The sequence below is a fragment of the Desulfallas sp. Bu1-1 genome (assembly GCF_015594625.1).
Taxonomy (GTDB): Bacteria; Bacillota; Desulfotomaculia; order Desulfotomaculales; family Desulfallaceae; genus JADNRQ01.
This window is the reverse complement of sequence record NZ_JADNRQ010000038.1, coordinates 1-12931: the sequence shown is the minus strand read 5'-3', so window position 1 is coordinate 12931 and position 12931 is coordinate 1. Positions and strand designations below refer to the sequence as shown.

The window sequence follows — 12931 nt, the reverse complement described above, 5'->3', positions numbered from 1 at the left end:
TTCTACGCTTAAAACTTTCAGTTGCCTGAACGTCTCCAAGAACTAGCTACAGGGCTGCTGGTTAGGCATTACCCTGGTGGGGCTTTCACCCACTAGAATTAACGACCTTGCCCGGCCGCACTACACACAATTTGGGACTTGATCGCAGGCTAAAAACTGTTTGTGATGAATGTTTGCAAAAATATATTAAATAGTTTCAATTCCTCATAGGCAGGCTAAAAACATTATGCTCCATCTGTCATGATGCCCCAAAATATCAGTTTCAATTCCTCATAGGCAGGCTAAAAACGCAATGACGTATCTGTCAGCGCCAGTGACATCAATGTTTCAATTCCTCATAGGCAGGCTAAAAACTTTCAGAGAATGGTAGCAGTGTTCGAAAATGCAGGTGTTTCAATTCCTCATAGGCAGGCTAAAAACACCCCGAGCACCCTCCCGGCGGCGTGGCAGTGTGTAGTTTCAATTCCTCATAGGCAGGCTAAAAACGGCGAATAGGTTTTGGATGTTTCGATTTTTACCCTGTTTCAATTCCTCATAGGCAGGCTAAAAACTATGGAGGGTCGTTGGCATGTGGTTGCTGTAGCATGGTTTCAATTCCTCATAGGCAGGCTAAAAACTTCTAAGAGTCCTTCCTCTGTCGGATTCGAGATAAACGCGTTTCAATTCCTCATAGGCAGGCTAAAAACGCTTGGATGGCGGAGCAAGAGAGAATTTCTGCAGCCAAGTTTCAATTCCTCATAGGCAGGCTAAAAACGTACTGACCTGCCGCGCAAAGATGCAGTACCCGTAGTTTCAATTCCTCATAGGCAGGCTAAAAACGGGGCGGAAGAACAAACGCTACTTAACTGGTGAGTGTTTCAATTCCTCATAGGCAGGCTAAAAACGTATTTGTTGATGGAAAGCAGCTGAACGTTTCAACCACGTTTCAATTCCTCATAGGCAGGCTAAAAACGCAATCAGCCAGTCAAAGTATCCACGGTCCTCTTTAGTTTCAATTCCTCATAGGCAGGCTAAAAACCACAGGCATCCCTCCTTTTTGGGGATATTTTACCAGTTTCAATTCCTCATAGGCAGGCTAAAAACCCGGTGGGGTTACGGCGAGGAAAAGCCGTACTGCATGTTTCAATTCCTCATAGGCAGGCTAAAAACTGAATACGACACAAGCGAAGGTTATAGTAAGCCGGGTTTCAATTCCTCATAGGCAGGCTAAAAACCAGTCGAACCGTGGTCTGGTCTTTGGTCGCGGTCAGTTTCAATTCCTCATAGGCAGGCTAAAAACATTCACGGGGAACAATCTTATCTTTTACCATTTCCTGTTTCAATTCCTCATAGGCAGGCTAAAAACTTTGGCCACTTTTCCTTCCTTCTCCGTCTCTCGTACTTCGTTTCAATTCCTCATAGGCAGGCTAAAAACGGAGAACATCCGGACGTTGTTTTCATGTCCCCGCCGTGGTTTCAATTCCTCATAGGCAGGCTAAAAACAAGAGCCATAATTCACTGTTTTTTTCATCACAGGCAGGTTTCAATTCCTCATAGGCAGGCTAAAAACACCCGCCATCCATCACTTGCGAAGTCAATTCCGAAGTTTCAATTCCTCATAGGCAGGCTAAAAACGATACCACATTCCCCGAATTTTCCAGAGTTCCCACATTTGTTTCAATTCCTCATAGGCAGGCTAAAAACTTTGGTTTATTACCAAAAAGGGTGGCCCGCAAACTGGTTTCAATTCCTCATAGGCAGGCTAAAAACGTGGAACTACTGGCCCAACGGAAGCATCATCAGTAAAGGTTTCAATTCCTCATAGGCAGGCTAAAAACGATGATTATAACCACCAGGAAAGACGTAGCGAAAAGTTTCAATTCCTCATAGGCAGGCTAAAAACGCAATTAGGTGCCGGTAAAACGACACGTCGATACCAGTTTCAATTCCTCATAGGCAGGCTAAAAACGGGTATATGGCGGGGCGGGTATTGTGAACCTGGAAAGTTTCAATTCCTCATAGGCAGGCTAAAAACAAGAGCGAGAGCGCCAAGCCATCCGTGCATACGAGATGTTTCAATTCCTCATAGGCAGGCTAAAAACGTTTACCGGTCACGCAAAGACCGGTTTTACATAATAGTGTTTCAATTCCTCATAGGCAGGCTAAAAACGGGAAAATAAACTGCGGGAGGAAAAACAGCGGATCACGTTTCAATTCCTCATAGGCAGGCTAAAAACGCGACTTTGACCGTTGGCCAGTTGGCAGAGCGCCTTGTTTCAATTCCTCATAGGCAGGCTAAAAACTTAATTTTAATTTAAGGGGATGAAATCCGTGACCAGTTTCAATTCCTCATAGGCAGGCTAAAAACCCTGGGTAGATTTGCGTACACCCCGGACCAGGTACAGGTTTCAATTCCTCATAGGCAGGCTAAAAACGTGAGCTGGAGCAGGCGAACCGGGCACTTGAAATAGGTTTCAATTCCTCATAGGCAGGCTAAAAACCTTTTTGGCTCACGGAAACACAACGGTTAACATTAGTTTCAATTCCTCATAGGCAGGCTAAAAACCCGTCGCGTTTCCCAAAAAATAAGGCTTCTAAATTAGGAGCGCTATCGTGGTTATGGTGCCAATATTCCCGGGGACCTCACACCACAAGTTTTTTTAAATTCCGGGGTGTCGTCGATCCCCCGGCGTTTATACGCTACTGGAGATCGACGCAAAAAATTTAACTGCTCTATCCTTCGTTTTAAATTATATTTTCATCTCCGCCCTTTTTCAAACCCATTATTTCCCTTGAAGAATATTTCGTTGTCCTCAGATAGTAAAATATTACCGAGTCTTCGTCTTTTTTTATAATTCTATCCAATTCCATTTTTAATTTTTTTAAATTCGCTTCGGAAATCTCACCCTCAAGAACCGAATTTTGAACCCAGTTAAGGTATTGGCGGCATTTTTTCAGGACTTTAGCCACCCTTTTCTGGTTAACATCATACACCAGGATGATAAACAGATCAACTTCACCAACCCTTTATCAGTTTTTTACCACCTGGCTACAAAAGCTTGATATTCTCTTTCCCCCATCAAGTGTTTTTCCAGTTTGTACAACTCCAGCCGGATCAATCTGCGGTAAGAGACCGGGCGTCCGATATCCCTGTGATTGATGGTTGTTTTTAGTTTTTCATCCAGGTTCTCGACAAAACATTTTCTGGCCTTTTCTTTCATCATTATTCCTTCTGTCCCGCGGTCGAAATCATCCTTTGTAATCATCTTCTTCCCGAGCAATGTAAAGATCAGCCTGTCCACTATTATCGGCTTGAATATTTCAGCTACGTCCAGATTCAGGGTAAAGCGGCGGAAATTAGTGGCATGCAGGTAACCGATACGGGGATCAAGGTGTGTCTTATAAATCTCGCTTAGGCAGATCGTATACATGATGGAATTGCCGAAACTGATCAATGTGTTCATGTAATTTTTGGGCGGGCGCCGGCTTCGCTCCTGGAAGGCGAAGTCCGGGTTGCCTACTATCTCGTCAAAGGCCTGGTAGTAATGGTCGCGGATATTTCCCTCCAGGGCCATTAAAACCGAAGTATCCCTGCATGATTCAATAGAAGCGGTTAAGTTTTCGACGGCATTTAATTTATCTCCCACATCCTTTTCCCGCCCGTGATAATATTTTAAGACCTGGCGGATGTTTTTAGCGGCGCCGCGCACAAATTCCCTGGCTATGGCCAGGCGCTTTTCCTCATCCAGGTAATGCTCCGCCTGTTTAAGGGTCATGTATCCTGAATTCAAGTGTTCGCGCGGATAATAGGATCCCATGTAATAGCCATGGTAATTGAAAAAGTGCAGGACGATCTCTTTCATTGAGAGAAATTCAAGCAGTTTTTTATTTATTTCCACCTCACCGAAAATCATTATCTCCCCGGTGTCCTCAACCGGGATGAAACGCCTGCCTTTCTCCGTCTCGAAATACAGGGTGTTATCTTTCCGTGAAAGCTCGCCGTTGGAGAAAATATAAAGGGTTTTTTTCATGTGGAAACCATCTCCCGCATGTCTATAAAAGCTATGACCAGCAAAACTCGGCGTATGCGCATTTCCTACAAAAGTTTATTTTCTTTGGCTCCGGCGGCCGGGGCAGGTAGAGAATGCGCAGTATCTCCCGGCATACCCTGTCCAGTTCCCGCTCCGTTTGTTCATCCAGCACAACTTCCTCTTTGCGCTTTTCCCTGGGAAAGCGCAGCTCGCCCATGGCCCTAATGCCACGCTGTTTCAATTCGCTCAGGTAGAACGCCAATTGCATGCGGGCGCTGTTGCGGTATTTGGAGCTTTTTTTAACCTCTCCTACAACCAGGCCTTCTTCGCTTACACGAAATACGTCCATCTTGCTGTGACCCACCAGCAATTCCTTGCGTTCCCGCGGGTAAGAATAATCCTGGATGAATCGTCCCAGGCTGACGTTGGCGTCGTCTTCGTCCGGGTTGATCTGGTGTCCGATCAACCAAACCTCCCTGGGGCAGATGTAATAATACCATACCAGGGTGCCGCTGACGTTGATTTCCCGGTTATCCACTTTAAAAACCTCCCATGGGTCAAATAAAAATAACATTTTCCAGGTCCATAAAGTGCTTGTCACTGGTGACAACCCGGTAATTCAAAGTTTTTGCTGTGGCGTACACTATCGCGTCAGCCATCGGGAGGCTGTGCTTTATACTAAGTCCGGCAGCCAGCAGCGACAGGCCGGCAGTTAGTTCGACAACCTTTGTACTGTTCATTTGTGCGGCGACTATAAGAGCAGCTTCCTCGCCAAGTTCCCGCAAGACTTTTTTGTATACCTCATAGATCACAATGGAGGGGGTGACAATATGGCAGTAATCCGTCAGATATTTCGCATATTCACCGGATTTTTCCCCGTTGGTAAGGAACTCAATCCAGCCACATGAATCGACAAGAATTATAATCTTTCCTCATCTTCTCTGATTCCGGAAGTATCCATTCCTTTCAAGAAACCCCTCATTTCAGAAAGGGGCACTTCCGGCACTAGGCTAATCACCCGGCCCTTCACCACTACCTTCAGCTTTTGACCCGCCTTTAGACCGAGCTGTTTTCTTACTTCCCGGGGGATAACGATTTGAAATTTACTGGATATGGTTACTTCACCCATATAAATCACCTGTTTTACTTTTTTTATATCGATAAATAAATCGTACTACATGTTTATTATCCATGCAAGAAGTCAGGCCGGCTATGGATTTTTTGCTGCAGAAACTATCCCGGTCCCCAAGGACAGCAGCTTGGAGTTCATATAAAATATCCATATCCCACGGAAGTTTTGGCCCCAATTCCCTGTTCCCGCATCGCCTATTCCATCCATTCAACAGTAACCGCCGGTGGTGTATTGTTAGAGGCCTTTACCATATCTGTGTTCCTTTCTCGGCAGGTTTTAATAAGGCGCCAATAGAATGATCGTACTCCAAATCACAAAAGCACAGACCAGTGCTTAACGCTTTTTTATAATTCATGAAATACCAGAGGGGCACTTTTACTTCATACCATTTTCTTTCACTTGGGGCAAGATTAATCACCTTTTCATAAAAACAATAAGGTATCACTGAAATGGTGTCATATTTCGACTGGCGCGTCACTTCCTGCTCATCTTCACCCAACCTGTTGTCAAAAAGTGCCATCCTCCGTTTTTGTGTTTGGCGGTACATATCTGCGGCAATACGAAAAGGTTCAGTCTCGTCAATCCGGTATCCCGAATAAACCTTTTCCACAATCTCAATTAATTCCCTTTCACAAAGCCGGCCTTGGCGGGTTTGAAAGGCTTCATATGATTTTTTTAATAATTCGGGATTATCTAGCGGGTTATAGATTTTTCCTGACTGGCGCGAAGGCTGATAGATCATTACCCGGCTATCCCGGTCCCGCTCCCGATAGCGGTTCACACGACCAGCTCGCTGAGCTATGGCATCCGGGGGTGCACACTCAGTAAACAGCCAATCGAAATCAATATCTAAAGAAACCTCAACTACCTGGGTGGCAATGACAAAACGGCTATTGCCAAGCCGTTCTTCTATTTGCTTGCGATCTTTTAAGATAAAACGAGAATGGTAACATACCGGCTTTAGACCGGCAAAATGCTCCGCTAGTTGCTGGCACTTCTCCACTGTGTTGACCACCACCAGCACCTTCCGGTTGGCTGAGACGGCGTCAATTATATCATTTTCAGCTCCTTCTATGGGCGCATCAACCACTTGATAAACACTGCGGCTAGCATTTAGAAGGTTTTCTTCTTTTACGAACCCGATATCGCTTAATATACTCTTAAGCAGGTCGACCAGTCCTTGTGGCATGGTAGCGCTCATCAACAAGAAACGGCTACCCCTAGCGGCAAAATGACGGATAGCGGATGTGATCAGCCCCAGGGTCCAACCATCATAAGAATGCACTTCATCTAAAATAATTACGGCATTGGAAGCGTTAATCTCCTTCAAGACCCAGCGTCCGGCGTTAAAGCCGCAGGTCAACCACTGGTCCACGGTGCCCACCGTTACCGGTTTAATAAAAGATTGATGGAGCAGCAAATCGCGCCTATCCCCCCAAGAATCCCCTTCACCTTCTTCGTTTTCCCCCGCCATGAACAGATTCGCCATAGAATGGGTAAGGCCAACATTTTCCTCGCCAAATATTTCGGTAAGACGCTGCCATATCTGGTTGGCCGTATTCATGGTAGGCAAAAGATAAATTATTTTGGCTCCCCCCATCTCCCGGGAATTTTTCAACGCCCATAAAAGAGACCCTTCCGTCTTACCACTGCCGGTGGGGGCAATAGCAAGGAGGTGTCCTGAACACTGGCCCATGCTGCGCTGGAATGGGCGCAAACCGGTAAACGGGATTTTTTTCTCCCTGCACCGTCTGAATAGGTCATCTTCAAGCTGCTCAGGCGACTTTTCGACAGAGTAATTAACCCTGGCTCTGCCTGAAGCGTGCCAGTCGGCATAATGTAAAATGCCTTTTATAAGAATATATAGGTCCCTTGCCCTGTCGTAGCCGTCCCTATCTAGCAGCTTACCGATAATATTTTTAACCGGGTCTACTAGTTCCGCCAAACGGTTGTACGGTCTTTCTTGCGTTGTTTTTTCATCTATCACCGGTAAACGCCAGCCCTCGCGGACAAAAATTTCCTCCGCCAGGGCCAGTGCTTCCTTTAAACCGTGCGGGTCGAGAGCAGGAGAGGGAGACCTGCTCTCCCTCTCAAATGAGGTTAGGTCACTGTTTAAGGGCCGGTGATGGCCAGCCACAGCTAGCGCTTCCACCGGCACTTGGGTTAAAGCCCCTTCTTCTTTATTTAAAACAATTGCAGCTATTGCTGTGAAAACGAAGGATATCAACTCGTGCCTATAATTGTTTCTGCGGTTGAATTTTTTACCCCCGCGGACTGCATCCATCATCGCCTGGAACGGGTCGCTCATCTTACCCAGGTCGTGTAGGACCACCGTAAGCAGAGAGCTTTTCAAAAACCTCTCCACGGAAAGGCCATATTGCATGGATATCCTTTTAATAAGCTGTCTTTTGGCGGCGATAGTCTCTCGCCAAGCCCTGTAAGCGTCTTCGATATGCTCGCGGTAAGTCTGGTCCGGCTTAGCATAAAAACAGGTCATAACAGGGGAAACACCTTCCCTTCCGCAGCAATGGCCGGCACCGGCTCATTTAAGGTCACCGGAGTGTCAATAAACGTAAAATGAGCCCGGCTTCTTACCCGTCGCTCCTCTCCGTTAAAAGTGAAAGAGACCGGCAGCAGAAAAACACGCGGCGCCCGGACGGGTTTTCTCAGCGGCAAGTTGTCCAGATTTATAGAGGATTCGAAATTTCTGCTATGGTCGCCCGGCAGGACGGTGCACTCGCAATGCCGGCAAGGTTCAGCCCTGGCTTCACGCACTTCCCCGACCCGCCGCAGTTTTATGAGATCATCGCTCGTCCCGGCAGACAGGGCATAAACCGGACAGAGAAACGCCTTCCGGAGTTTTTTGACTTCTTCCTTATCCTGATGAGCGTAGACAACATGCAGTTCCAGATCGTAAAGGATTTCCCTGGTCAGAACGGCAGAGATAACTTCCCCGGACTTTATTTTTTGAAATTTCCAGAGGTCGCTGGCCTCCCCGCCATGCCTGCCCCATATGCCGCATAAAAGGCCGTCCTCCCGTAAGCCCATTGCCAATTCAAAGTTGAGGCCCAGCGCCGCTCCGGCTAGTCCCACCAGAGCTGTAACCGGCGGTAGGGGAAGGGTTTGCTGAAATGTGTGTGTTTCCGGCAAGCGAAAAGAAGCTGTAGTGGCATAAGCCTCAAGAGTAAAGTAAAACATTGAATCACCTTGGTTTCATTTAAAGATAGTAATTGTCCACCCAATTTTCCATAGCAACAAAGGCGTCACCCAAGGAAAGGGTATCCTCAGGAAGGACTTTGAACAGCTCTTTTCTGCCCCCAAATACCACCGAGAGAATCTCACTTTTAAAATCTTCTACCGTTTCTGAAAGCAGCCTCGTGTTGATGCCTTCATTGGAGGGAAGCACTGACTCCAAAAAAATAGGGTTCTTAACTTTCAGCAGGGCCGCCGCAACAAACTTGGGGGAAATATCAGCCAAAAACCTGGTTTGACGCCCGGACGACCAGAGATTTTTTAGAGCGGTAAGCAATGCTTTTACTCTCTTAGCCTTTTCGTCAGGTGGCAATTCCTCTTTAAAACCTTCACCGGACCCGACCCGGTCCAGTTCAACCAAAACAGTCCCCCGGTAGAAGCCGGAATGTATCTCAGTCTCGAAGATATTGGGGGTTCCACCGGCAGCTACACTCATATAGTTGGTGCCGAAATCAAGGTCGCCCATGTACCTTTCAAGAGAAACAAGCGGCGAAACACGAACCGGCGAAGTACGCTTCGTAGCAGATCCTTTTTGGTTATCACCACCTTTTTCTGTTCCCATGAAGCCGAAAAGGTCGTCGTCAATATATTTATCCGGCTCTTGCCGGGTGGTAGCAGCTCCTTTGGCAATATTAGCCGCGACTCCTTCGGAAAGGTCCCAGCCCAAGTTGGCCAGTTGCTCCCGTAATGCTCGCCGCACCCACTGGGCTGAACCATATGGATATTGCTCAGTACCACGTGTAAACTTTTTGATGCTGGAAATATTGTCTGCCTCTTTGTCAGAACCATTTAAGCTGGCCAGTGAGGTTTGGACTAAATAAGTAACGGTAAGCGCTTTTGCTTCTTTCATTGAAACAAAACCTCCTTACTTCTTTGCTTCTGCAGTGGCTGCATTAAAACTGTTTAATGCGGCAATCATGCAAAATTGCTTAAACTCAATAAAATTTTCGTCGTTTAATTTCCCCTCATAAACATCAGCCGGCACCACAAATTCGCTGCCCAACTTGAATTGAAGTCTATTGATTTGTTCAAGAAAATCCACTTTTTTCCTGGCTTTGCGTAACGCGTAAAGGTCACCTTTTTTGCCGTCTTCGCTCTTGGCCACAGCCATGCCAATCCGCCTACCAAGGGCCACAGCAGCATCCTGTTCTTCCCTGGTCATACTATCATCCTTTCTCACTTCAGGTTCATAAATTACTAAAAAATCCACAATTGGCTTAATGTAGTTTTTCTCCGCTCTGTAAACAAAGACCTCCACCTGGTCGAGAATTGATTTCTTTTTTAAAATTCTTTCGCAGATTCGGTTGCGCATAAGGGTGGTATTTTCGTTTTTCTGCTGGAAATCCACCAGCAGGCGCATTACTTCCTTCATGCTTACACCGCTTTTTTCGACCTGATCCAACAGGCGGTAGAAATAAACCGTCTCGCGAAATGGCCACAATGTCTTGACTGAAAATGTGTTGCCTTCCTTCCGTGCGTGCATCGTATAGAATTCCAAGGGGGCTTTGTTAACCGTCAGGGCATAAAACCTTTCCCAATCCAGGACGGTAGGCTTTTCCTCCCCCTTTTGATGCAGCAGCACCTTTTTGTACAAAGTGTATAGGAAGGAAAAGGTAACCTCAAAGGTGTGGTAAAAATAACCTTCCAGGATATTGTCAAAGTTACGGTAATAATTGGGGTCCTGGTACTCCGCCTCGTGAAGCGGCGCAAAAACATCCAGCATTTTTTCTAGGGATGATGAATAGGGGAAAAAGGCAAAAATATCGTCGCCGCTGGTGTAATAAAAACCGTTAACCGGCACGAACTTGCCCAAAAAGGAGCATTTCCAGCAAACTTTTTCTGGTTTTTGAGCCATGGAGTTAAATGACAGAACACCGGAGGTGCCGGTGATAAGCGGAAAGGTAGTCTGTGTCGCTTCCTCGAAAGTATCGAACGGATGCCCGCAGAAATAGCAGTAACCTTTTATCTTTTTAGGTTCGGGGCCGGCTTTAATATTTACTTTGGGCCTAACAGCATAGGGCCCATCTACTAACAAGCCGGCCGTGGTTATGTCTAACTCATTTTCGTTTAAAAATTCATCCATTCTTTCCTGCAAGTGAGCATGAGAATTAGGCAAACGGACCAGGGTACGCTTTATTCTTTTTCCGTTATGCTCAAACTCCACTTTTTTATCACTCTTATATGCCCATTTGACCGATATTCCTGTGGGCCTGGGCGCCTTGTTGTAAATTATTTCCGCGATACCGCACGATTTCTTTTTGGGGAAACTATAAAAACGATCTTTTTTGCTGTCATAATAAAAGTTATATGCCTTAGTATCTTCTTTTTGTTTCTTTGTCGAGATATTATAATACCGTTCCACCAGTATGTCGAAGGCATTCTCTAGGGTCCCTTGAACAATGTCCTTAGGCCCCTCTATAATTAACTCATTTTCCTTTTGTTGAATATGCACTTCCTTACCTATTTCGTCCAGTATTGTTTTTAACCCAACCAGACCAGAATCAAACCAGAAATGACCAGCCTTTGGAAAAACCAGCCGGATACTTTTTCCTTTTTGTTCCATAATAATTGGGGCTATTTAACATAAAACCGCCCGCCTTAGTCACCTCCTTTTAATTTGATTATGCTGTGTTATAGATGTTAACCAAATTTTATTTCACTAACTAAATTATGTCAAGCATTTTTATTGCAAAAGTAAAACAAATCTAATATTATTAGCTCAGGTTAGGTATGGTTAAGTAAAATATACCCAAAATATACTTACAGTTACCCAAAAACCACAAGGGTTAATTTTATACCGGTAGCTTACCTTAAAGGCATTGAAATATTTGCTTATGTTGTGTTAATTAGTCTACCTATAAGGGCTCTAGTTTGCTTTTTAACTTGATATTTAATTTTTTCAAAAACGGAAGGTGATTCCTTGCCCTTAGACAAAAGCCGCCAAAAAGCCCTCTTCTGGAGAGTACCGGATAATGTCCTGAACGACTCGGCCTTTGCCACATGGCGGGCCAAAACCATCCTTTGTGAAGGCTCGGCCGCAGATGTCGGCGAACTGGACGTTCAACAAATTGAACAAACTCTGGCCGATAAGTTTTTGCCGCCTAAAATAAGGAAAATGTGGTCAGAGTTTTTCCAGAGCGAATCGCAGAGAAAGGTGCCCAAAATGCGACTTTCACCCCTGCAGAAAAAAACATTAGAAATATTCTCCAGTGTAAATAGGGATAGTAATTTCCACTTTACAAGAGGGACCGCCCTGGCCATTTGCTACCTCCAGCAACGGGAGTCGGAAGACCTGGACTTATTTACGGGCGATGCCGTTTCTCTCGCGCCAACAGCGCAGGAATTCGAAAGCCAGTTACAGGCTGCCGGGCTGGATGTACAAGTGGTAAGACGGCAGGCTACTTTTGTCAGACTATTAATAGCAAGAAAACTCAATGTAAAAAAATTTTACATGGAACAACGGATCAAGCTACTGAGGCGTATCAACGGTAAGCCCGGCAATAATTAAAATATGTTGCCGGGCACGAACGCCCGGTAGATTAACAAAGAGCCGGCGGGTAATTAAACCTTCTCCACACACCCGTACCCCTGACTCCCCTTCCCTCCAAGGCCGGCGTCCAGAGCCATTTGCAGAAGATCCCGGGGGCCGTTTAACCTCAGGCGGCAGGTGTAACCTTTTACTACGGTGTCTTTGTAGGACGTAACGTGCAGTCGGGGCCTGTTCAGGGGGCGGGCCCGGATCTCCCCCTCCGGCGCCCGGCGGCCGTGGAAGGCCTCGTACTTTTTAGCCAGGTTGGCCGTGATCAGCCTGTCGAACTCCCTTTCCCCCGGCTGGTAGTAGCAGGTATACTTGCCCCCTTCGGGCCTCAAGAGAGTGCTATAGGCCACCACCGGTGAAAGAGTGCGCACAGTCAGAACATCACCCTCCGCCTTTTGCTCATCAAAACGCACTTCTTCCACATAAAAAAGGGATTGTCCGAGGCGGACGGAACTTTTTGTGAGCAGGTTGTTGATCAGCGAAAGGAAAAATTCCGTGTCCGGTGAAGTAATTACCAGGGATACTCCTTCCGGAAAGGCAATGGTCCCCGCGGTTCGATCGAGGGAAAACCTGCCCAGCAACCGGGAAAAGGAAAACATTTTAAAACTGCGCTTGCCGCTTTTAAAGCCCCCGTCATGGAGACGGGAGGCCATGTCCTCCGGCAACGCGGCATAAATAGCCGACTGGATAAGATAATTATAGTGAATGGATATGGCTGGCGAAGACGAGTCCATCCTCAACTTGATGTATGCGTGCAAAACGAGCCTGGTTCAAAAAAGCTCACAATACCTAACAAGCTGTTAGTTTTTGTGAACCCGGCCTCCCCATTGACCAGGTTTTCGCTCCTTTTCGGATTGGATTTGCCTACCCCCGGGAGCAGGCTATAGCGACAGGGAGACCTCGGCCCCGGGAGTCCCACCCGGACGGGAGCGCTGCACAGCCGGGGCGCAGAACACGGGCTATTGGAGAACTACGCAGGTCCCCGTCCCGCGTTGGCCC

Annotated in this window: 11 protein-coding genes and 1 CRISPR repeat array; of the genes, 1 reads left to right on the top strand and 10 read right to left on the bottom strand. The window is 46.5% G+C overall.

Features of this window, described 5'->3' with window-relative positions:
• Window positions 1-127: 127 nt before the first annotated feature.
• A CRISPR array of direct repeats spans window positions 128-2545; the repeat unit is 30 nt; unit sequence GTTTCAATTCCTCATAGGCAGGCTAAAAAC.
• 179 nt (window positions 2546-2724) lie between these two features.
• From cas2 to IT084_RS17235, 9 genes are all read right to left on the bottom strand, one after another.
• Complete coding sequence (gene cas2, locus IT084_RS17275; RefSeq protein ID WP_195714130.1) at window positions 2725-2988, bottom strand: CRISPR-associated endonuclease Cas2; 264 nt, start codon at window positions 2986-2988, stop codon at window positions 2725-2727.
• Between the two features lie 29 nt (window positions 2989-3017).
• Window positions 3018-4010, bottom strand: coding sequence for a type I-B CRISPR-associated endonuclease Cas1b (gene cas1b, locus IT084_RS17270; RefSeq protein ID WP_195714128.1), 993 nt, complete (start codon window positions 4008-4010; stop codon window positions 3018-3020).
• 31 nt (window positions 4011-4041) lie between these two features.
• A complete protein-coding gene (gene cas4, locus IT084_RS17265) occupies window positions 4042-4548 on the bottom strand; it encodes a CRISPR-associated protein Cas4 (RefSeq protein WP_195714127.1) in 507 nt (168 codons plus the stop codon).
• A gap of 19 nt (window positions 4549-4567) precedes the next feature.
• Window positions 4568-4930, bottom strand: coding sequence for a type II toxin-antitoxin system VapC family toxin (locus tag IT084_RS17260; protein ID WP_313885516.1), 363 nt, complete (start codon window positions 4928-4930; stop codon window positions 4568-4570).
• Entirely contained in the window at window positions 4930-5139 is a 210-nt protein-coding gene (locus tag IT084_RS17255; protein WP_195714126.1) for an AbrB/MazE/SpoVT family DNA-binding domain-containing protein, read from the bottom strand. Before IT084_RS17255 ends, IT084_RS17260 begins: the two co-directional genes overlap by 1 nt.
• A gap of 247 nt (window positions 5140-5386) precedes the next feature.
• The gene (cas3, locus tag IT084_RS17250) at window positions 5387-7639 is read right to left on the bottom strand and encodes a CRISPR-associated helicase Cas3' (protein WP_195714125.1); all 2253 of its coding nucleotides are present in this window, start codon (window positions 7637-7639) and stop codon (window positions 5387-5389) included.
• A complete protein-coding gene (gene cas5, locus IT084_RS17245; RefSeq protein WP_195714124.1) occupies window positions 7636-8340 on the bottom strand; it encodes a CRISPR-associated protein Cas5 in 705 nt (234 codons plus the stop codon). The genes cas3 and cas5 overlap by 4 nt, the downstream gene beginning before the upstream one ends.
• Window positions 8341-8359: 19 nt before the next feature.
• On the bottom strand, window positions 8360-9244 hold the full coding sequence (gene cas7i, locus IT084_RS17240; protein WP_195714123.1) for a type I-B CRISPR-associated protein Cas7/Cst2/DevR: 885 nt from the start codon (window positions 9242-9244) through the stop codon (window positions 8360-8362).
• 15 nt (window positions 9245-9259) lie between these two features.
• Window positions 9260-10477, bottom strand: coding sequence for a hypothetical protein (locus IT084_RS17235; protein WP_195714122.1), 1218 nt, complete (start codon window positions 10475-10477; stop codon window positions 9260-9262).
• 837 nt (window positions 10478-11314) lie between these two features.
• Between IT084_RS17235 and IT084_RS17230 the strand changes: the two genes are divergently transcribed.
• Entirely contained in the window at window positions 11315-11902 is a 588-nt protein-coding gene (locus IT084_RS17230) for a nucleotidyl transferase AbiEii/AbiGii toxin family protein (RefSeq protein ID WP_195714121.1), read from the top strand.
• 53 nt (window positions 11903-11955) lie between these two features.
• Here the strand turns inward: IT084_RS17230 and cas6 are convergent, their stop codons facing one another.
• Window positions 11956-12690 carry a CRISPR-associated endoribonuclease Cas6 gene (cas6, locus tag IT084_RS17225; protein ID WP_195714120.1) on the bottom strand — a complete coding sequence of 245 codons (735 nt, stop codon included), beginning with the start codon at window positions 12688-12690 and terminating at the stop codon, window positions 11956-11958.
• Window positions 12691-12931 lie beyond the last annotated feature (241 nt).